17 protein-coding genes are annotated in these 19,636 nt (G+C 67.5%); 7 read left to right on the forward strand and 10 right to left on the reverse strand.

What is annotated here, in order from left to right:
- Window positions 1–137: 137 nt before the first annotated feature.
- The 5 genes from QOZ99_RS20430 to QOZ99_RS20450 all read right to left on the reverse strand — a co-directional run bounded on the left by QOZ99_RS20430 (window position 138) and on the right by QOZ99_RS20450 (window position 5,623).
- Window positions 138–1,556 carry an amidase gene (locus tag QOZ99_RS20430; protein ID WP_306891840.1) on the reverse strand — a complete coding sequence of 473 codons (1,419 nt, stop codon included), beginning with the start codon at window positions 1,554–1,556 and terminating at the stop codon, window positions 138–140.
- Window positions 1,557–1,695: 139 nt separating this feature from the next.
- Window positions 1,696–2,730 (reverse strand): extracellular solute-binding protein, encoded by a 1,035-nt coding sequence (locus QOZ99_RS20435; RefSeq protein ID WP_306891841.1) that lies wholly within the window; start codon window positions 2,728–2,730, stop codon window positions 1,696–1,698.
- 64 nt (window positions 2,731–2,794) lie between these two features.
- Window positions 2,795–3,598 carry an ABC transporter permease gene (locus tag QOZ99_RS20440; RefSeq protein ID WP_306891842.1) on the reverse strand — a complete coding sequence of 268 codons (804 nt, stop codon included), beginning with the start codon at window positions 3,596–3,598 and terminating at the stop codon, window positions 2,795–2,797.
- On the reverse strand, window positions 3,591–4,514 hold the full coding sequence (locus QOZ99_RS20445; protein WP_306891843.1) for an ABC transporter permease: 924 nt from the start codon (window positions 4,512–4,514) through the stop codon (window positions 3,591–3,593). The genes QOZ99_RS20440 and QOZ99_RS20445 overlap by 8 nt, the downstream gene beginning before the upstream one ends.
- A 2-nt stretch (window positions 4,515–4,516) precedes the next feature.
- Window positions 4,517–5,623 carry an ABC transporter ATP-binding protein gene (locus QOZ99_RS20450; protein WP_306891878.1) on the reverse strand — a complete coding sequence of 369 codons (1,107 nt, stop codon included), beginning with the start codon at window positions 5,621–5,623 and terminating at the stop codon, window positions 4,517–4,519.
- 161 nt (window positions 5,624–5,784) lie between these two features.
- Between QOZ99_RS20450 and QOZ99_RS20455 the strand changes: the two genes are divergently transcribed.
- Window positions 5,785–7,455, forward strand: a complete 1,671-nt coding sequence (locus tag QOZ99_RS20455) for an amidohydrolase (protein WP_306891844.1) — start codon at window positions 5,785–5,787, stop codon at window positions 7,453–7,455.
- A 79-nt stretch (window positions 7,456–7,534) separates the two neighbouring features.
- Here the strand turns inward: QOZ99_RS20455 and QOZ99_RS20460 are convergent, their stop codons facing one another.
- Window positions 7,535–8,992 carry an amidase gene (locus QOZ99_RS20460; RefSeq protein WP_306891845.1) on the reverse strand — a complete coding sequence of 486 codons (1,458 nt, stop codon included), beginning with the start codon at window positions 8,990–8,992 and terminating at the stop codon, window positions 7,535–7,537.
- Window positions 8,993–9,135: 143 nt separating this feature from the next.
- Complete coding sequence (locus tag QOZ99_RS20465; protein ID WP_306891846.1) at window positions 9,136–9,519, reverse strand: transposase; 384 nt, start codon at window positions 9,517–9,519, stop codon at window positions 9,136–9,138.
- A 381-nt stretch (window positions 9,520–9,900) separates the two neighbouring features.
- Between QOZ99_RS20465 and QOZ99_RS20470 the strand changes: the two genes are divergently transcribed.
- The 6 genes from QOZ99_RS20470 (at window position 9,901) to QOZ99_RS20495 (ending at window position 16,381) form a co-directional block, all read left to right on the forward strand.
- Window positions 9,901–11,154, forward strand: coding sequence for a substrate-binding domain-containing protein (locus QOZ99_RS20470; protein WP_306891847.1), 1,254 nt, complete (start codon window positions 9,901–9,903; stop codon window positions 11,152–11,154).
- An 80-nt stretch (window positions 11,155–11,234) separates the two neighbouring features.
- The gene (urtB, locus tag QOZ99_RS20475) at window positions 11,235–12,854 is read left to right on the forward strand and encodes an urea ABC transporter permease subunit UrtB (RefSeq protein ID WP_306891848.1); all 1,620 of its coding nucleotides are present in this window, start codon (window positions 11,235–11,237) and stop codon (window positions 12,852–12,854) included.
- Window positions 12,851–13,993: an urea ABC transporter permease subunit UrtC gene (gene urtC / locus QOZ99_RS20480; RefSeq protein WP_306891849.1), complete on the forward strand. Its 1,143-nt coding sequence runs from the start codon at window positions 12,851–12,853 to the stop codon at window positions 13,991–13,993. The genes urtB and urtC overlap by 4 nt, the downstream gene beginning before the upstream one ends.
- Window positions 13,990–14,718 carry an urea ABC transporter ATP-binding protein UrtD gene (gene urtD, locus QOZ99_RS20485; RefSeq protein WP_306891850.1) on the forward strand — a complete coding sequence of 243 codons (729 nt, stop codon included), beginning with the start codon at window positions 13,990–13,992 and terminating at the stop codon, window positions 14,716–14,718. Before urtC ends, urtD begins: the two co-directional genes overlap by 4 nt.
- 2 nt (window positions 14,719–14,720) lie before the next feature.
- Window positions 14,721–15,413, forward strand: a complete 693-nt coding sequence (gene urtE, locus QOZ99_RS20490) for an urea ABC transporter ATP-binding subunit UrtE (protein ID WP_306891851.1) — start codon at window positions 14,721–14,723, stop codon at window positions 15,411–15,413.
- 32 nt (window positions 15,414–15,445) lie between these two features.
- Window positions 15,446–16,381, forward strand: coding sequence for an acetamidase/formamidase family protein (locus QOZ99_RS20495; RefSeq protein ID WP_306891852.1), 936 nt, complete (start codon window positions 15,446–15,448; stop codon window positions 16,379–16,381).
- 166 nt (window positions 16,382–16,547) lie between these two features.
- Here the strand turns inward: QOZ99_RS20495 and QOZ99_RS20500 are convergent, their stop codons facing one another.
- The 3 genes from QOZ99_RS20500 to QOZ99_RS20510 form a co-directional block, all read right to left on the reverse strand.
- Window positions 16,548–17,333 (reverse strand): NAD(P)-binding domain-containing protein, encoded by a 786-nt coding sequence (locus QOZ99_RS20500; RefSeq protein WP_306891853.1) that lies wholly within the window; start codon window positions 17,331–17,333, stop codon window positions 16,548–16,550.
- Between the two features lie 69 nt (window positions 17,334–17,402).
- Window positions 17,403–18,395 carry a transcriptional regulator GcvA gene (gene gcvA, locus QOZ99_RS20505; RefSeq protein WP_306891854.1) on the reverse strand — a complete coding sequence of 331 codons (993 nt, stop codon included), beginning with the start codon at window positions 18,393–18,395 and terminating at the stop codon, window positions 17,403–17,405.
- Window position 18,396: 1 nt separating this feature from the next.
- Entirely contained in the window at window positions 18,397–19,470 is a 1,074-nt protein-coding gene (locus tag QOZ99_RS20510) for an LLM class flavin-dependent oxidoreductase (protein ID WP_306891856.1), read from the reverse strand.
- Window positions 19,471–19,636: the final 166 nt, after the last annotated feature.

Raw genomic sequence — 19,636 nt, forward strand, 5'->3', positions numbered from 1 at the left:
CCGCTGCAACAACCCGCTCCCGCAGGTCAGTCGATAGAGGTCGGACCATGCGATGCTGGCCTCCGCCCAGCCAGCATCTTGAATCACAACTTCCCGAAAACTGGAATCCCCTCGATTCAATCAAACGCAGAAACGCTCTAGGGAGGCGGGCGTCGCGCGGGCCAGTCGGTGGCGCGATGATAGTGCTCGCCCACCGCCAGAACCGCTTCATCGCCGCCATCCGGCCCGATGAGCTGCATGCCGGTGGGCAGGCCACCCGGGCCGAAGCCGCAGGGCACCGCCAGCGATGGCAGCCCGAGCAGGCTCACCGGCACCACCACCTCCATCCAGCGGTGATAGGTGTCCATGGCGCGCCCATTAATGGCCTGCGGCCAGCGCCAATCGGCGGGGAACGGCCAGACCTGCGCGGCCGGCATCGCCAGAATGTCGAAGCGCCGGAAGAGGTTTGCGGCAGCGGCATACCAGCGCGAGCGCACGACGCTCGCCGCATAGACCTGCGCGGCGGTCACCGCCTGGCCGGCGCGGATTTCCCACTGCGTCTCGGGCTTGAGCTGCGCGAACACGGCGGGGTCGGCCGCCTGCGCGCCCTTCGCACCGGCATTGAGGAAGCCGCGCAGGTGGACCCACGCCGTCCACAGGTCTGCCGCCGGAAATGGCGGCGCGAGCACTTCCACCCGGGCGCCGAGAGATTCCAGCACGCCCAGCCCTTCTTCGCAAAGGTCGAGTATGCCCGGCTCGCAGCCATAGGCGCCGCCCCAGTCGCCCAGCCAGCCGACCCTCAGGCCGCGCAGGTCACGGCGCCCATCGCGCTCCAGCTGCCCGGCGAAATCGCCCGCCGGCCGGCCGAACGGCACGTCCGGGTTCTCACCCGCCAGCACGTCGAGCAGCCGCGCCACATCCTCGACCGTGCGCGCCATCGGCCCGTCCGTCGCCAGCGTGGCGAGAAACGTGTCGCCCTCCGCATCGCCGGGCACGCGGCCATAGCTCGGCCGGAAGCCGTAGACATTGCAGAAGGCGGCGGGGTTGCGCAGGCTGCCCATCATGTCGGAGCCATCGGCCACCGGCACCAGCCGGGCGGCCAGCGCGGCCGCCGCGCCGCCCGACGAACCGCCGGCGCTGCGCGTCGTGTCATACGGGTTGCGGGTCACGCCGAACACGGGGTTGAAGCTGTGGCTGCCATGGCCCCATTCCGGGGTATTCGTTTTGCCGGTGAAAATCGCCCCCGCCGCGCGCAGCCGCGCGGCCAACAGGTCGTCCCGCTCCGGCACATTGTCGGCATGGAGCGGCGAGCCGTAGGTGGTGCGGACACCGCGCACCGCCACGAGGTCCTTCACCGCGAAGGGCATGCCGTGCAGCCAGCCGCGCCGCGGCGCGTCATCCATCGCCCGCGCCTGCGCCATCAGCGCATCGGGATCGCATGGGGAGACGATGGCGTTGATGGCGCCATTCACGGCCGGCAGCCGCGCAAGATAGGCCGCCATGGTCTCGGACGGGCTGATGGCGCGCGTGGCGATCAGCCGGGACAGCTCGGTCGCCGTCAGATCCATGAGGTGCATGGACAAGCCTCGGTCTCGGTCGGCGACAGGAGAGGCCAACCCGTGCACAGGTTTCTCCCCGTGGTCATCCCCGGCGCCCGGCCGGGAACGACCATGGGAAGCGTCCCGCCGCGCGCGATCGGCGCGGCGGGGCGCGGCATCACTTGTTCACGTCGGTCCAGATGCGGGTATAGAGCTGGGCGACGTCCGGAGGGCAGGCGGTGAGGAACTCGCCGGCCTTCTCGAACTGCGCCGGTACGGTCAGCTCGGGGGCGGTCTTCATCTCGGGCGGCAGGAACTCGGCCGAACCCTTGATGCCGTTCGCATATTTCGCGAAGGACGAGATCAGTGCCGCGTTCTCGGGCTCCATGATGAAGTTCATGAACAGCTTGGCGTTCTCGACGTTCTTGGCATCCTTGAGGATGGTGACGCTGTCCATGAAGAAGGGGAAGCCCTCCTTGGGATAGCCGAAGGCGATATCCGGGTTCTTCAGGCGCGAGCGCATGATGGCGCCGTTCCAGTAATACACGCCGGCATAGTCGCCGGCGGGCAGCTTCTCGGTCACGCTATAGTCCATGGCCAGCCATTTCGGCTTGGCCTCGACCAGCTTGTCGCGCACCTTCTTCAGGACTTCCTTGTCGGCCGTGCACCAGTCTCCACCGACATACTTGATGGTGGCGAACAGCACGTCGTTCATTTCCGGCGCGACGTTGATCTTGCCGACCAGTTCCTTCGGCGGATCGAGGAAGATGGCGGAGGTGTTGATGTCACCGCCATAGACCTTCTTGTTCACGCCGATGCCGGTGAGGCCCCACTGCCACGGCACCGAATAGTGACGGCCGGGATCCCAGGGAACGTTGACCCAGCGCTCGTCGACGTTCTTGAAGTTGGACATCTGGTCCGGCCGGGCCTCCAGCAGCAGGCCTTCCTTCACCCAGATCGGCACGTAATTGGCCGAGGGAACCACGATGTCGAAGCCATGACCACCGGCGCGCACCTTGGCCAGGGCGGTATCGTTCGAATCGTAGTCGGTGACCGTTACCTTGACGTCGTATTTCTGCTCGAACTTCTTGATCATCTCGGGGCTGGTATAATCGCCCCAGTTATAGATATTGAGCGAACCTGCGGCGCTGGCGCCACCGACGCTGCCGAAAATGGCCATCGCCGAGGCGACTGCCGTCAATTTCCAGTTCATGTTCCCACTCCGTCCGTTTTCGGTTCGAGATCTTCGCGATTGGATGTCTGATCGTCGCTCTGGCCTACGTCTTCTTGCGGTTGATGAAGAAGAAGATGGTGACGAGCACCACGGACAGCGCCAGGAAGGCCGCCGCGATCGCATTGACCTCGGGCGTCACCGTACGCCGCAGCTGGCCCAGCATGTAGGTCGGCAGCGTATCCTGCCCGCCCGACTTCACGAACTCGGAAATGACCACGTCGTCGAGCGAGATGACGAAGGCGAGCATGAAGCCGGCAATGATGCCCGGCCGCAGCAGCGGCAGCGTCACCCGGCGGAACACCTGCCATGGCGGGGCGTAAAGGTCGGCCGCGGCGCGCTCCAGCGCCTCGTCCATGCCCTCGAGCCGCGCGCGGATCGGCAGATAGGCGAAGGGGATGCAGAAGGCCGTGTGCGCGAGGATGAGATAGCCGAGGCCGGAATAGCCGGTCCAAACCTTCACCCGCGCGAAGACGATGAGCAGCGCCACGGCGGTGACGATCTCGGGCACCATCAGCGGCAGGTTGATGAAGGCATATTTGAAGCCGAGGCCGCGATAGGCCGCCGTGCGGGTGGTGGCGATCGCCGCCATGGTGGCGGCAACGGCGGCCACGCTGGCCGCGCTCAGCGCGATGACCAGCGAGCGCCAGGCCGCATCCTGCACGGCTGTGTTGCGCGCCGCCTCGCCAAACCAGTGCAGCGAGAAGCCGCCCCACGCGGTGAGCGATTCGCTGGCGTTGAACGCGTAGGCCACCAGCGTGATGATCGGCAGGTAGAGCACCACGAAGGTGAACAGCGCGATGGTGCCGAAACCCGGCTGCGAGCGGACGTCGAAGCGTGCCCTAGCCATGCCCGCCTCCCGAACGCGCCGCGTTGCGCACATAGAACAGCATCGCCACCATCACCAGCGCCATCAGCGTGATCGACAGCGCCGCGCCCAGCGGCCAGTTGCGGCCGGCGCCGAATTGCAGCTCGATGAGATTGCCCAGCATCAGGTTCTTGCCCCCGCCCAGCACGCGCGGAATGACATAGGCGCCGAGCGAGGGGATGAACACGAGGATCGAACCGGCGACGATGCCCGGCTTGACCAGCGGCAGGATGATGCGGCGCAGCACGGCGAGCCGGCCAGCATAGAGATCGTACCCCGCCTCGATCAACCGGAAATCCAGCTTCTCCAGGCTCGCATAGAGCGGCAGCACCATGAGCGGCAGATAGACATAGACCATGCCGAACAGGATCGCCCAGTCGGTATACATGATCTGCAGCGGCTCCTTGATGACGCCGAGCCAGATCAGCAGGGAGTTGAGGATGCCCTCGTTGCGGATGACCTGCTGCATCGCGAAGGTGCGGATCAGCAGGTTGGTCCAGAACGGGATCGTCACCAGGAACACCCACACCTCGCGGGTGTGGCGCGGCCTTGTGGCAATGAAATACGCGGTCGGAAAACCCAGCGCCAGCGTCGCGAAGGTGGTGATGACCGACAGCCGGATCGACCGCCAGACGATCGACAGGTGGGCATCGGCCAGCGTGAGGGTGTCGTCGAAAATGTCGCGCTGGAGGATGACCGAGAACCAGCCATCCAGCGAGAACTGGCCGAATTTCACGTCGCCATAATCGGCCTTGGCCATGAAGGAATAGGCCAGCATCACCAGAAGCGGGCCTATGGCGGCGATGAAGACGATGACCAGCGCCGGCGCCGAGAGCAGCCAGCGCGACCGGATCTTCCGCCCCTCCTCCTGACGCGCGACGTCTGCTGCGCTCGCCATGATCAGTCCCGCAACACTTGCGCGGCATCCGCCGCGATGTCGATGCCCACGCGATCGCCGACCTCGAAGCCGCAGGACTGGCTGCGCGAGTTCTGCTGGCGCACCATGAAGGGGCCGCCCTCGTCGAGCACGATGTAGATGTGGGTGTCGGTGCCGAAATAGACGACGTTCTCGACCTTGCCGGCCAGTTGGCCGCCGGTCTTGACCGCCCGCGCGTGTTCGGGCCGCACCACGATGGTGGCCTGCGCGCCGGGCGTGTAGCCCTCCGCGATGGTGGCGGGGATTTCGATGCCCGAGCGCAGTCGCACCCGGGCCATGCCGCCCTCGATGCCGACCATGGCCGCGGTGAGGAAATTGGTCTCGCCGATGAAGTCGGCGACGAAGCGCTCGGCCGGCTTGTCGTAGATGTCCCAGGGCGAACCGATCTGCAGAACCTTGCCCTTCGACATCACGGCGATGCGGTCGGACATGGTCAGCGCCTCCTCCTGGTCGTGGGTGACGAACACGAAGGTGATGCCGGTCTCGCTCTGCATGCGCTTGAGCTCGATCTGCATTTCCTTGCGCAGCTTGTAGTCCAGCGCCGAGAGCGGCTCGTCGAGCAGCAGCACCTTTGGCGCGGGGGCCAATGCCCGGGCCAGCGCCACGCGCTGGGCCTGCCCGCCGGAAATCTGGTCGGTGCGGCGCTGCGCCAGGTCCTCCATGTGGACCAGCCTGAGCATCTCGGCCACGCGCGGGCCGATCTGCGCCGAGGGCCGCCCCAGCATCTGCAGGCCGAAGGCGACATTCTCCCAGACGCTCAGATGGGGAAACAGCGCATAGCTCTGGAACACGGTGTTGATCGGCCGCTTGAAGGGCGGCAGGCCGGCAATGTCCTCGCCATGGAGCAGGATCGCGCCTTCCGTGGGGTATTCGAACCCCGCGATCATTCTTAGAAGCGTCGTCTTGCCGCAACCCGAGGGGCCAAGCAACGTAAAGAATTCGTTCTCGCGAATGGCGACCGAGACATTGTCGAGGGCGCGAAGCGCGCTCGGCCCTTCACCGAATTGCTTGACGATACCCCTGGCTTCAATGGCGATGCGCTTATCCTGTGCCGCGGCAGGCTCCAGCATCATTCACCCGTTGCTGTCGTACCGTTCTCTGGAAGACACGCGGGAACCCACGCATCCGATTTCTGATTTTGATGGGAGCGTATGTGACGGGTTGGCTTCCGGCAAGGCGGGAGGCTAAGAATGTGATCATATTTTTGGCCCGCCACATTTGGGAGCAATCCGTGTCGACCGCCGACCTCATCATCGAGAACGCCCGCATCGTCACGATGAACCCCGCGCAGCCCTTCGCCGAGGCGATCGCGCTGAAGGACGGGGCCATCCTCGCGGTCGGCTCCCGTGCCGACATCGCCGCAGCCGCGCCCACGGCGCGCCGGCGCATCGATGCCGGCGGCGCCTCCGTGCTGCCCGGCTTCATCGACAGCCATATCCATCTGTTCACCGGCGGCGCACAGCTCAACAGCCTCTCGCTGGCCGGCATCACCGGCTTCGATTCCATCGCCCAAGCGGTGCGCGAGCGGGCGGCGGCGGAGCCCTCGGGGGACCTTCTGGTGGTCGAGCAGGCCGCCTATTTCATGTTCGGCGAGCAGGAGCCGATCACCCGCCATGTACTGGACCGCGTCCTGCCCGACCGGCCGCTCGCCTTCTTCGCCAGCGACCACCACACGATGTGGGCCAATACGGCAGCCTTGACCCTTGCCGGCATCCTGCATGGCAGGCCGGTGCCGCCCGGCAACGAGATCGTCATGGGCGCGGATGGGCTCGCCACCGGCGAACTGCGCGAATTCGAGGGCTTCGCGCCGGTGGCCCGCCTCACGCCGGCCGGCGGGCGCGAGATGCTCGGCCTGCAGGGCGTCGAGCCCCCGGCCCCGCCGACGCCCGCCCAGCGCGCGATCGACAAGGACATCATCAAGCAGGCCCTCGCCTATTGCGCCTCGCTCGGCATTACCAGCTTCCACAACATGGACGGCAATTTCTACCAGCTGGAGCTGCTGGGTGAAATCGAGGCGGCGGGCGAACTCATCGTGCGCGGGCGGGTGCCCTTCCGCTTCCTGCCGGGCATGGCGCTTTCCGAGCTGGAGAAAGCGGTGGAGATGCGCCGGCGCTGGCACTCCGACCGGCTGAAGGCGGATTTCGTGAAGATCTTCATGGATGGCGTGGTCGAATCCACCACCGCCCACATGCTCGCCGATTACGACACCGCGCCGGGCGTGCGCGGCTCCTCCTATTTCGAGGCGGAGGAATTCGACGCCATCGCCACGGAAATCGACCGGCTCGGCTTCCAGATCACCGTCCATGCCATTGGCGACGCCGCCGTCAACCGCACGCTCAATGGCTATGAAGCGGCGCAGCGCGCCAATGGCGTGCGCGACAGCCGGCACCGCATCGAGCATATCGAGATTCTGGCGCCGGCCGACCTGCCGCGCTTCGCGGGACTCGGCGTCATCGCCTCCATGCAGCCGACCCATGCGCCGGGCGGCTATTATCCCCCCGAGCCGATCCTCTCCATGGTCGGCCGCGAGCGGATGCGGCTTGCCTACCCCTGGCAGACATTGCGCGATACCGGCGCCCGCATCGTGTTCGCCAGCGACTGGCCGGTCGCCCCGCTGGACCCGCTGCTCGGCATCAAGACGGCGATGACGCGCGGCCCGGTTTTCGACGGCGCCCCGGACGAGCGCCAGAGCCTCGCCGATTCGATCGCCGGCTTCACGCTCGACGGGGCGTTCACCGAGTTCGCGGAGGCCAGCAAGGGCCGGCTGGTGCCCGGCCTTGCCGCCGATGTCGTCATCCTCTCCGGCGACATCGAGGCAACGGCGCCGCAGGATATCGACACGCTGAAAGTGGCCGCCACGATCTGCGGCGGCCAGATCACCTATGAGCGCAGCGCCGCGTAGGGCCCTTTCCGATCCGGCGATGCGCCGGATCGACGCGAAAGTGCCCTTCTGGCGGAGCCTGTTCGTGTCGCAAAAGTCTTCAACTTTTGCGGAACAGGCTCACCGGCGGGCGGCGGCCGGCCCACGGCGCCGCCTCCTCGATGCGCGCGCACAGCCCGATGAGCAACTCGTCGCGCCCGAACGCGGCGGCAAGGTGCACGCCGACCGGCAGGCCGGCCTCCGTCCAATGCAGCGGCAGCGAGGCCGCCGGCTGGCCGGAAGCGTTGAAGGCGGCGGTGAAGGGCGAATAGGCGAACACGCCATCGCGCCCCATCCGATAGTCGACATAATCCTTGCCGACATGATCGAACCGCCCCAGTTTCGCCGGCGGCTCGGCCAGCGTCGCCGTCAGCAGGATGTCGTAGGGCTGGAAGAACGCCGCCATTTCCCGCCCATAGGCGTGTACCTTGTTGATGGCTTCGAGGTAATCGGCGCCGCTCACCGTGCGGGCATAGTCGATGGCGGTGCGCGCCACGCTCTCGATCTCGTCGTCGCCCAGCGGCCGGCCACGCCGGCGCACCGCGCTCTCGACCGACAGCGCGGTGCCGCAGCCGACGATCTTGGTCCATGCCGCCATCATGCCCGACGTGTCGGCGGTGGGGCGCTTCTCCTCCAGCCGATGGCCGAGGCTCTCCAGCAGCCGCGCGGCCTCTTCCACCGCGACGCGGCATTCGGGGGCGATCGGCTCACCGGTCAGCGTGGTGGTGGTGAAGGCGATGTGCAGCGGGCTGTCGCGCCGCTCCAGCGCCGCCCGGTAGGAGTCTTCCAGCGGCGGGGCGACATAGGGCGCGCCGAGATCGGGGCCCTGGGTGATGTCGAGCAGCACGGCGGTGTCGCGCACCGAGCGCGTGAGGAAGCCGTCAATCGCCATGCCCGCCCAGCCCTCGCCGACATAGGGCCCATCGGGCGTGCGTGCGCGGGTCGCCTTGAAGCCGAACAGCCCGCAGCTGGACGCGGGGATGCGCACCGAGCCGCCGCCATCCGAGCCATGCGCGGCGGGCAGGATGCCCGCGGCCACCGCCGCCGCGGCGCCGCCGGACGAGCCACCCGGCGTGTGGTCGAGATTCCACGGATTGCGGGTCGGCCCGCCATAGACCGCCGACTCGGTGGTGGGGCCGACGCCGCCTTCGGGCGAGGTGGTGCGGCCGAAGGTGACGAGGCCGGCGGACCGGAGCCGGGCATAGATCGCGGAATCCTGCCCGTAATGCGTGCCGGCGAACAGTTTCGAGCCGTTATTGGACGGGAAGTCGATGGCCTCGGCACCGAGATCCTTGAGCAGGAACGGCACGCCCTTCAGCGGCCCTTCCGGGAGCCCCTCCTCGATCAGCCGGCGCGCCACGCCCTCGCGCAGCAGGGTCACGGCGTTGAGGCGCGGATTGAGCACCTCGACGCGCCGCAGCGCTTCGTCCAGCAATTCGCCCGGACGGACATCGCCCTTGTGCACATGCTCGGCCAGAGCGACGGCGTCGCTCGATTCGTAGAGATCACTGATATCCATGGACGTCCGCCACTGACCGCCAAAACGCGCCGGCGCGAGGCGTGCCGGCGCCCCCTTTCTGGACCGCCTCCCCGATGGCCGCCAGAGGTCTTTTTTCGACCAGGGCCGCGTCGCGGGCCAGCCGGGCGCCCGCGCACGGCCGTTCAGCGCGTGATGCGGACCGAGGCGAACCGCCCGACCACCGCGCCGCCGCAGCGTTCCGCCGCCAGGAGGGAAGCCCGGCCGGGCGCAAGGCCGGCAGCCGCTCCAGCCGTGGGATGCTCCGGCCGACGCGGCGCTTCGCCGGCGGGCGCGTGCAGGCGCTCGGAGAGATTGCTGACCAGCGAGCGGAGACGGCGGTTCTCGGCCTCCAGTTCCTTCATCTGCAGCACGGCGGGCTCGCTCAGGCTGCCGAAGCGCCGGCGCCAGCGATAGAAGGTGCGCAGCGACACCCGCGCGGTGCGGCAGATCTCGTCGACCGGAACGCCGGAATCGGCTTCACGGATGAGCTGGATGATCTCGTTGTCGGTGAATTGCGAACGTCGCATCGGATCGTCCTCAGCATGTGTTGACGGATCGGATGACGGTCCATCCCCATGGGGCGGGAGCCATTCCCCCTAGGCTTGTCTCACGGACCCGGAACGCGCGGCGGCCGCCAGCCGCACATCGTCTAGGCATGCGCTTATTGTGGGCAGCACTATAGCCCATCGGGCCCGCGCGTGAATGCCGATTCTTGCCGCCCGGCCCCGGCGCGCCGGCGAGCGGCATGGCGAAACCGGGCTGGCCGGCGCATGTGACAATAGTGCCAGAAAGCGCGGACCGGCCGGCGGGTTGGCGCGGGTTTGGGCAGCGCTGTGCATTATATGAAGTTGCGCGCGGGCCGGCGCTCAACAGAATTCGCGACATCCTGGAACCTTGAGGTGTCGGCCATGGTCAAGTTCACGCGGCGTTCCTTCCTGCAGGCGAGCGGTGTTGCCGCCGCCGGTCTGGCCTCCCCCGTCGGCATGCCCGCCCTGCTGCGCAGCGCGCAGGCACAGTCCGGCCCGGTGAAGCTCGGCTGCCTGTTCTCGTCCTCCGGCACCATGGCCAATCTCGAGGGCCGGCTGAACTATGTGGTGAAGATGGCCGCCGACGAGATCAACGCGAAGGGCGGCGTCAATGGGCGCACCCTCGACGTGCTGGTCTCCGACCCCGCCTCCGACTGGCCGCTCTACGCCCAGACCGCGAAGCAGATGCTGCAGCAGGAGAAGGTGTCGGCGCTGTTCGGCTGCTGGACCTCGGTCTCGCGCAAGACCGTGCTGCCGGTGGTCGAGCAGGAGAAGGGCCTGCTCTATTACCCCCTGCATTTCGAGGGTGACGAGAACTCCAAGAACGTCGTCTACGTGAACTCGCCGCCGGCCAGCTCCGTGCTGCCCGCCGTCGACTACCTCATGAGCGAGGAAGGCGTCTCGGCCAAGCGCTTCTTCATGCTCGGCTCGGATTATGTGTGGCCGCGCACCATCAACAAGCAGCTCAAGGGCTACTGGAAGTCCAAGGGCATCCCCGAGAGCGCGTGGAAGGAGGAATATGTCCCCTTCGGCTTCTCCAACTTCCAGACGCTGGTGAACCAGATCCGCGCCTTCGCCGACCAGGGCGGCGGGCAGCCGGTGGTGGTGCTCACCGTGGTGGGCAACTCGATTCCGGACTTCATGCGCGAATTCGCCAACCAGGGCATTCTCGCCACCGATATCCCGGTGCTCGGCCTCGACATGGTGGAGGCCGATCTCGAAGGCCTCGACACCTCCAAGCTGGTCGGCCACCTCAATTGCTGGGCCTATCTGCAGAACGCCAAGGGGCCGGCGAACGAGGCCTTCCTGAAGAACTGGGCCGGCTACGTGACCGCGAAGAACGTGCCCTTCAAGGGTGACGTCTCGATCGACCCGATGGTGTCGGCCTATGATTCCGTGCACCTCTGGGCGATGGCGGCGCAGAAGGCGGGCTCGTTCGAGGTGCCGGAAGTCTCCAAGGCCTTTGCCGGCCTCTCCTTCGATTGCCCGTCGGGCTACAAGATCGCCATGACCGGCGAGAATAATTACGTGTCGCGCGGCGTGTTCATCGGCTCGGTCAACGACAAGCAGGGCTTCGACATCCTGTGGCAGTCCAAGGACACGCCCAAGCCGGTGCCGTTCAGCCCCTATGGCTGATCGCCCGCGCCGTCCCCGCTCCACCCGCGTTCTCGCATGAGTGACGGCTGTCCCACCGGGCGGCCGTCGTGATCCCGCTGATGACATCCAGGCATCTGCCGACCTTTCTCGCCGGGCTTCTCGTTTCCGCCGTGCTGGCCACACCCGGCGCGGCGGCGGCGGCGCTCGACCGCGCGGCCCTCGTCGCCGGCCTGTGCGGCAATGCCGGGCAAATGTTCGAGGCCGCCGCCGCGCTCACCGCCACCGCCGCCACCGGCAGCGACGAGGACCGCGCCTGGGCTTTGGCGCTGCCGCGTGCGCTGATCGAGAAGACGCTCGCCTGCGACGCCGCGGGCGCCGTGTTGGGCAATGGCAGCCTCGATGCCGTCTCCCGCGCGGTGCGCGAGCCCGCCCCCGACGCCCGCGCGCCGGTGCTGAGCCTGAAGAACCGCGCCGTGTTCGAGCAGGCCGACGCCGCACTCGCCCTACGCAGCGCGCCCGGTGCCGGCGCACGCGCGGCCGCGCTCAGGATGCTGGAGCGCCGCCCTGCCGTCCTTCCCGAAGGACTGCTGGACGCCGCGGCCGCCGCCGAGAGCGACCCCGCCCTCAAGGCGCAGATCGTGGGGCTGGCGCAGACGGCCGCGCTCAACGCCTCCGATCCGGCGGCCCGCCTGCGCGCCATCGGCCGCATCGCCGACAATCCCAGCCGCCGGGCGCTGGCGCAGATGACCGAACTGACCCACGACCCCGCCTATGCCGCGAATGCCGAGTTCCGCGCCGCCATTGATGCCGCCACGCGACGCATCGAGCGCGGCATCGCCATGGGCGACGTGCTGGCCGCGCTTTATAATGGACTGAGCTTTGCCTCCATCCTGTTCATGGCGGCGATCGGCCTCGCCATCATCTTCGGGCTGATGGGGGTGATCAATCTGGCGCAGGGCGAGCTGATCATGATCGGCGCCTATGTCACCTGGATGGTGCAGCAGGGCCTGCGCATCGTCGCCCCTGCCTTGCTCGACTGGTATCTGATCCTCGCCATCCCCGTCGCCTTCGTGGTGACGGCGGCGATCGGCATCGCGCTGGAAGCGCTGCTGCTGCGCCATCTCTACAAGCGCCCGCTGATGAGCCTGCTGGCCACCTGGGCGGTCAGCCTGTTCCTGGTCAATCTGGTGCGGGTGGTCTTCGGCACGCAGAACATGCAGTTCGAGACGCCGTTCTACGTTTCCGGCGGCGTGCCGGTCATCGGCGACTTCATCTTCACCTGGAACCGCATGTTCGCGATTGCCTTCGCGGTGGTCACGCTGGCGCTGACCTGGGCGATCGTGCGCAGAACCCCGCTCGGGCTCAACATCCGCGCCGTGACGCAGAACCGCGACATGGCCGCCTGCATCGGCATTCCCACCCGCCGCGTCGACATGATGACCTTCGGGCTCGGCTCAGGCCTTGCCGGCCTCGCCGGCCTCGCGCTCTCGCCGATCTACAGCGTGAACCCGCAAATGGGGCAGAACTTCATCATCGACAGTTTCATGGTGGTGGTACTCGGCGGTGTCGGCACCATCGCGGGCACCGTGGTCGCGGCCTTAGGCATCGGCCAGATCAACGTTCTGATCGAGCCGCTCTGGGGTGCCGTCGCCGCCAAGGTCATCGTGCTGCTGATGATCATAGCCTTCCTGCAATGGCGGCCCGAGGGCCTGTTCGCCGTGAGGGGCCGCCGCAAATGACGCCCATCACCCGCGACCGCCCCTTCCTCCTTCTCGTCGCGCTGCTCGTGATCCTGTCGGTGGCCATGCCGCTGCTGACCGGCACGGGGCTGGCGCCGTCGCGCTACCTCACCAACGCCATCGGCCAGCTGGCCGCCTTCGCCGTGCTCGCCCTCGCACTCGATCTGATCTGGGGCTATCTCGGCATTCTCTCGCTCGGCCACGGGCTGTTCTTCGCCATTGGCGGCTATGTCGTCGCCATGTACCTGCTCAAGCACTCCTTCGTGGTCACGGGCACGGTGCCGGATTTCCTGCAGTTCATGGGCTGGAAGGAATTCCCGTTCTACTGGGCGGGGTTCGAGTTCTTTCCCTATGCGCTGGGCGTCGCGGTGGCGGTCACGCTGCTGGTCTCCGGCATCTTCGGCTATGTCTCGTTCCGCTCGCGGGTGGGCGGCGTGTATTTCGCCATCATCACGCAGGCGCTGGTCTATGTCGCCATGCTGCTGATGTTCCGCAACGACACCGGCTTCGGCGGCAATAACGGCATGACCGGGTTTTCCGTCATCCTCGGCCAGCCGATGGGAACGAGCGGCATGATCACCGCGCTGGCGGTCGCCTCGCTGGTGACGCTCGCGCTGGTGCTGGTGGGGTGCCGCTGGCTGGTCGGCAGCCGCTTCGGCGCGCTGATGCTGGCGACGCGCGACGACGAGACCCGCCTGCGCACGCTCGGCTACGAGACGCTGCGGCTGAAGCTCATCGTGTGGTGCCTCTCCGCGCTCCTCGCCATGCTGGCCGGCATGCTCTACGTGCCGCAGGTCGGCATCATCAACCCGCGCGTGCTCTCGCCCGAACTGTCGCTGGAAATCGCGGTATGGGTCGCCATTGGCGGGCGCGGCCATCTGGTCGGCGCGGTCATCGGCGCGCTGCTGGTGAACGCCCTCAAGTTCTGGCTCTCCTCCGCCGCGCCGGACGTGTGGCCCTTCATCCTCTCCGGCCTCATCGTCCTCGTCGTGCTGGTGTTCCCCAACGGGCTGATGGACCTCGCGAAGTTCCGGCTGACCCGCCCGATGGGGCCCAAGCGCATGGAGCCCAACCGCATGGAGCCCAACCGCATGGAGCCCAACCGCATGGCGCGCGGGATCGGGGAGGCCCGGCCATGAGCCTCACCGCCCTGCTGGTCGATGGGCTCACCGTCCGTTTCGGCAGTTTCCGCGCCATCGACGACCTGTCGCTCGCCATCGATTACGGCGAGGTGCGCGCGGTGATCGGCCCGAACGGGGCCGGCAAAACCACGCTGCTCGACGTGATTTCCGGCATTACACGGCCGAAGCAGGGGCGCGTGCTGTTCGACGGCGCCCACGACATCACCCGCTGGAGCGAATCCGCCATCGCCCGCGCCGGGCTGCGCCGCAAGTTCCAGAAGCCGAGCGTGTTCGAGGGTCTCACCGTGCGCCAGCACATCGCCATCGGCGCCGATGTCGGCTTCCGCTCCAGGCTCGACGCGCCCGCGCTGGAAGACCGCATAGGCGAGGTGCTGGAGACCGTGGGCCTCGCCGAGCAGGGCGAGCGGCTGGCCGGGCAACTCGGCCATGGGCACAAGCAGTGGCTGGAAATCGGCATGGTGCTGGCGTCCGATCCCCGCGTGCTGATGCTGGACGAGCCGGTGGCGGGGCTGACCGATGAGGAAACCGAGCGCACCGCCCGCCTCGTGCGCGCGCTGGTGCGCCCCGACCGCGCCATCGTCGTGGTCGAGCACGACATGGATTTCGTTGAACGCATCGCCGACCGCGTCACCGTGCTGCACGAGGGCCGCACGCTGTTCGAAGGCTCCATGGACAAGGTCCGGGCCGACAAGGCGGTCGTCGAGGTCTATCTGGGGCGCTGATCATGCGGTTTCGTGTCGAGGATCTCGACCAGCATTACGGTTCGGCGCAGGTTCTGCGCCATGTCGGCTTCGAGATTGCGCCCGGCGAGTGCCTGGCGGTGCTCGGCCGCAACGGCGCCGGCAAGTCCACGCTGCTCAAATGCATCATGGGCCTGCTCGCGCCGAGCGCGGGCCGGATCCTGCTCGATGAGGCCGACGCCACCGGCTGGTCGCCGAACCGCCGCTCGCGGGCCGGTCTCGCCTATGTGCCGCAGGGGCGGGAAATCTTCGCCGAGTTGACGGTGGGCGAGAATATCGAGGCCGCCGCGCGCGCCCACGGCACCTATGGCACCGCGGCGACGGAGGAGACGGTGAGCCTGTTTCCCGTGCTGCGCGACATGTGGAAACGCTCGGGCGGAGCACTCTCCGGCGGCCAGCAGCAGCAGCTCGCCATCGCCCGCGCGCTGGTCACGCAGCCGCGCCTGCTCATCCTCGACGAGCCGACCGAGGGCATCCAGCCCAATATCGTGGCGCTGATCGGCGAGGTGCTGCGCGCGCTCAAGGGCCGGCTGTCGATCCTGCTGGTGGAACAGTATCTCGATTTCGCCATCGACACCGCCGACGCCTTCGTCATTCTCTCGCGTGGCTCGATCGTCGAGACCGGCCGCGCCGAAGCGATGAGCCGGGAGCATCTCACCCGTTTCATCGCCGTCTGATTTCGTATCCGCGCCAGCATCAGGAGTTCAGCATGTCGCGCCGCTTTGAAATCCCCGCCACACCGGAAAACATGGTCTGGGGCTATCTCGACAGCTCGACCCCGCCCGTCCTCGAAGTCGCCTCGGGCGATGTGGTGACGCTGCATTCCTTCCCCGCCGGCGGCAAGGAAACGCTGCCCGACACGCTGCCGGTACCTGCGGACTACCAGCTGGCGCTCGACACCATGCCGCAGGGCGCGGGCCCCCACTTCATCACCGGACCGGTCCATGTGGCCGGCGCCCGGCCCGGCGACGTGCTGCAGGTCGATATTCTCGACGTGAAGGTGCGACAGGACTGGGGCTTCGTCTCCATCCTGCCGCTGCTCGGCACGCTGCCCGACGAGTTCACCGATTACGAGACCATCCACCCCGTGGTCGATCACGCGAAGAATGTCTGCGTCATGCCGTGGGGCACGGAAATTCCGCTGGACCCGTTCTTCGGCATCATCGCCACCGCCCCGCCGCCGGCCTGGGGCCGCTGCGGCTCGCCGGTGCCGCGCGCTTTCGGCGGCAACATGGACAACAAGGAGCTGCGCGCGGGCACCACGCTGTACCTGCCGGTGTTCAACGAGGGCGCGCTGTTCTTCGCCGGCGATGGCCACGGCGTGCAGGGCGACGGCGAGGTCTGCATCACCGCGCTGGAAACCGGCGTCACCGGCACCTTCCGGCTGACCGTCCGCAAGGACATGGAACTGAGCTGGCCGTTCGCCGAGAGCGCGACGCACCTGATTTCCATCGGCCTCGACGAGGATCTCGACGATGCCGCCAAGCAGGCGACGCGCGAAATGGTGAAGCACGTATGCGAGCGCACCAACCTCTCGCGGAACCAAGCCTATATGCTGTGCTCGCTGGCGGGCAACCTGCGCGTGACGCAGATGGTGGACGGCAATAAGGGCGTGCACATGATGCTGCGCAAGTCTCTTCTCTGAGCGCCCGCCGCTCCTGGTCTGGCGAAGCCCGCCGCCCCTCGGCGTACCCTAGGGCATTTTCGAGCGAAGTGGATTCCGGTTCGCGTGAAGAAAATACGTCAGAACAATAACCTAGAGCTTTTCCGGTGAACCGGAATTCACCGGAAAAGCTCTAGGGGCGGTGCCCTCAGCTTTTCGGGCGGGCGGTGAGAACGTGGCCCTCGATCACGTCGAGCGCCCGGCCGATCTCGTCGAACCAGCCGATATCGCCGAGATAGCGTCGCCCACGCTCGTTCAGCCCGCCCTTGGTCTCGTGATGGGCGGGATCGACCGGCTCGCCCTTGGCGAAGGCATCGAGCCCGACGGCGGCGAGCCCGCTGAACATGGAGCGCACATAATGCGTCGCGGTGTCGGGCGCCATCTCGCGCGACACCAGCCAGTCGATGATGGCGTTCTGCAGCGCGTAGTGCGACGACATCATCGCGCTGCCATTGGCGATCGCCGCGAGGTCGCTCTCCTTGCCCGCGACGATGAGGTCGCCGAGCCCGCCGAACAGATCTTCGACGATCGGGTTGGCGGGATAAATCACCACCGGCCCCTTGCGCAGGCGAATCGGCGGCAGCGGGTTGACCCGCACCACATGGCCCGCCGGCTGCACCTTCTCGCTCACGCGCGCATGCGACACGCCGGCGAGAAAGCTGACGACCGTCTGGTCGGGGCGGAAGGGAAGTCCCGCTGTGGCCTCGTCCAACTGGTTGGGGCGCATGCCGAGGAACACCACGTCGCTGCCCTCCACCACCGCCGCGCTGCTTTCCGCCCGCTCGACATTGGCATAGCGCGCGGCGAGCGCCTGCGAGGTCTCCTGCGAGCGCGGCGACAGCAGGATGCGGCAACGATCCCCATGGGTCGCCTGAAGGCCGTCGATGACTGCGCTGACGAGCGTGCCCGTACCGACGAAACCGAGACGCAACATGACCATGCTCCTGATGAGGGCTGAACGGAGGGGATAAGGGGTGAGATGCGTGCGGGAGGCGAGCCTGCGTCAGGCGCTTTCGCGTCCCTCGAAGCCGATCCAGCGGCGGAATTCGGCCACGGCCGGCTTCTCCGAGAAATCCGGGCTGGTCAGCACATGGAAGCCGGCGCCGGTTTCGATCTCCAGATCGAACGGCCGCACCAGTCGCCCGGCCTTGAGGTCGCTCTCCGCCAGCAGCCGGCTGGCCAGCGCCACGCCCTGGCCCTGCACGGCGGCATCGAGCATCAGCCCGGCATCGTTGAAATAGAGCGTCTCGTCGAAGGACATGCCCCCCGCCCCGGCCGCGCCGAACCACGCGCCCCAGAAACTGCCATTCACCACCTGCAGCAGCGTGTGGCGGATGATGTCGCCCGGCACCAGCAGCGGGGGCCCCTCGCGCAGCAGCGCCGGGCTGCACACCGGGAACAGCCGGTCCGGCGCCAGAAGCTCGATGCGCGCATTGGGCCAGTCGCCATGGCCCCAGCGTATGGCGACGTCGATGTCCTGACGGTCGAAATCGACGGGATCGTTGGAGGCGAGCAGCGTGACCTTGAATTGCGGGTGCAACTGCATGAAGCGCTTGAGCCGCGACACCAGCCAGCGCGAGGCGATGGCGGGCGGCGCGTTGACGCACAGCACCACGGGCGCCTTGGGATCGGCGATGCGCTCGCAGGCGCGCACCAGCAGCGCCATGGATTCGCCCACCGCGCTGGCGAGGGCGGTGCCCTCGCGCGTCAGTTCCACCCGCCGCGGCATGCGCCGGAACAGGCGCACTTCCAGCAGTTCCTCCAGCTGGCGGATCTGCTGGCTCACCGCCGATTGGGTGACGCAGAGTTCCTCGGCGGCGGTGGTGAAATTGCCATTGCGCGCGGCGGCGTCGAATACCCGGAAGAGATTGAGCGGCGGCAGCCGGGCCGCCCGGCGGAGGGGGCGCGGATCGGACGGGGCAACACGCGGCGCGACGGCATCGGAGACCAGGGCCGCCGCGTCGCTCAGGAGGTTCTCGTCCGGGGGCTTCGTCATCTCATGCGGCATCCTGCAGGCCCATGTCCCTCAGTTCGACGAGGCCGTCGAGCTGAGGGATCACATCGCAGCCAAAGCGCTCCAGCGACGCCAGGGTCTCGCGGCGGCCGATGCCGGCGAAACCCATGAAGCAGGACAGATGCGTCGGCCGGAGGCTGTCGAGTTCCTCGGCCAGCTTGTCGGCGCAGTAGCTTGCCGAGCCGATCACCGCGTTGTCGAGGAAATTGTCCAGCGGCGGCTCGTCATTGAGCGGCATCAGCCGCAGGAACGGGCCATCCTTGCTGGGCTGCGCGGTGGAGAGCGGCACGGCGGCGCGGGCGAGGTCCCGCACGCATTGCGCGGCGTGGCGGGCTTCGTCCGGGTTGTCCGTGACATAGACATAGCGCTGCACCGCCAGCGGCATGTGGGCGGCATCGCCCCCGCCCGCCTGCCAGCGCTCGGCGATGACGTCGCGAAAAGCCTGCGCCGCCGTCAGCCCGCGATGGCCGAAGCTCATGAATGGCGTGTGGCCGCGCGTCGCCATGCGGGCGAGGATTTCGGGATGGCTGCTGGCCACGAAGACCTCCGGCATGGCCAGCCCGAAGGGGCGCATGGAAAGCTCCGTGCGCGGGATGCGGTGGAACTGGCCGGCATACTCGACCACGCCGCTGGTCAGGCCCTGCTCCAGGATGTCCCAGGTCTCCAGCATCTTCTGGTAGCGATAGTTCGGATCGACGCGGAAGCGGTCGAACTCATAGGGCTGGTAGCCGCAGCCCAGCCCGAGGATCAGCCGGCCGCGCGTCAGCAGGTCGGCGAAGGCGGCCTCCTGCACCAGCCGCAGCGGCTCGTAGAAGGGCAGCGCGAGAACGGCGGGGCCGAGGCGGATATGCGTCGTCTCCGCCGCGCAATGGGCAACCATCACCAGGGATGACGGGCAGATCGAGTGATTGGTGAAGTGGTGCTCGGCAAACCACGCGACATCGAAGCCGAAATCCTCCGCCATCTTCACCGTGTCGACCGTGGTCCGCAGCACCGAGGCGGGCGAGGTATTGCGGTCATACAGGCCCATGAGGTTGAAGAGGCCGAGTTTGGTCATGGCGTTCCCCCATTGCGACGGATGCGGATGCAGACACGCGCCTTCCGCCGCCTGCTCCGCTATCCGTCGCAGGCCTGTCATGTGGCTCGCATGCCCGTCATCTCAAGGCATGGCGCTCGTTATCTCAAAGCATAGGAACAGCTCCGGCGCCCGGCAAATTAGCTGT

This window comes from Ancylobacter amanitiformis, assembly GCF_030814815.1.
Lineage (GTDB): Bacteria > Pseudomonadota > Alphaproteobacteria > Rhizobiales > Xanthobacteraceae > Ancylobacter > Ancylobacter amanitiformis.

What these genes read in the sequence shown, in the direction of transcription:
- QOZ99_RS20430 (WP_306891840.1), bottom strand. Translation starts at nt 1,556, where the DNA reads ATGCACCTCATGGATCTGACGGCGACCGAGCTGTCCCGGCTGATCGCC.
- QOZ99_RS20435 (WP_306891841.1), bottom strand. Translation starts at nt 2,730, where the DNA reads ATGAACTGGAAATTGACGGCAGTCGCCTCGGCGATGGCCATTTTCGGC.
- QOZ99_RS20440 (WP_306891842.1), bottom strand. Translation starts at nt 3,598, where the DNA reads ATGGCTAGGGCACGCTTCGACGTCCGCTCGCAGCCGGGTTTCGGCACC.
- QOZ99_RS20445 (WP_306891843.1), bottom strand. Translation starts at nt 4,514, where the DNA reads ATGGCGAGCGCAGCAGACGTCGCGCGTCAGGAGGAGGGGCGGAAGATC.
- QOZ99_RS20450 (WP_306891878.1), bottom strand. Translation starts at nt 5,623, where the DNA reads ATGCTGGAGCCTGCCGCGGCACAGGATAAGCGCATCGCCATTGAAGCC.
- QOZ99_RS20460 (WP_306891845.1), bottom strand. Translation starts at nt 8,992, where the DNA reads ATGGATATCAGTGATCTCTACGAATCGAGCGACGCCGTCGCTCTGGCC.
- QOZ99_RS20465 (WP_306891846.1), bottom strand. Translation starts at nt 9,519, where the DNA reads ATGCGACGTTCGCAATTCACCGACAACGAGATCATCCAGCTCATCCGT.
- QOZ99_RS20470 (WP_306891847.1), top strand. Translation starts at nt 9,901, where the DNA reads ATGGTCAAGTTCACGCGGCGTTCCTTCCTGCAGGCGAGCGGTGTTGCC.
- urtB (WP_306891848.1), top strand. Translation starts at nt 11,235, where the DNA reads ATGACATCCAGGCATCTGCCGACCTTTCTCGCCGGGCTTCTCGTTTCC.
- urtC (WP_306891849.1), top strand. Translation starts at nt 12,851, where the DNA reads ATGACGCCCATCACCCGCGACCGCCCCTTCCTCCTTCTCGTCGCGCTG.
- urtD (WP_306891850.1), top strand. Translation starts at nt 13,990, where the DNA reads ATGAGCCTCACCGCCCTGCTGGTCGATGGGCTCACCGTCCGTTTCGGC.
- urtE (WP_306891851.1), top strand. Translation starts at nt 14,721, where the DNA reads ATGCGGTTTCGTGTCGAGGATCTCGACCAGCATTACGGTTCGGCGCAG.
- QOZ99_RS20495 (WP_306891852.1), top strand. Translation starts at nt 15,446, where the DNA reads ATGTCGCGCCGCTTTGAAATCCCCGCCACACCGGAAAACATGGTCTGG.
- QOZ99_RS20500 (WP_306891853.1), bottom strand. Translation starts at nt 17,333, where the DNA reads ATGTTGCGTCTCGGTTTCGTCGGTACGGGCACGCTCGTCAGCGCAGTC.
- gcvA (WP_306891854.1), bottom strand. Translation starts at nt 18,395, where the DNA reads ATGACGAAGCCCCCGGACGAGAACCTCCTGAGCGACGCGGCGGCCCTG.
- QOZ99_RS20510 (WP_306891856.1), bottom strand. Translation starts at nt 19,470, where the DNA reads ATGACCAAACTCGGCCTCTTCAACCTCATGGGCCTGTATGACCGCAAT.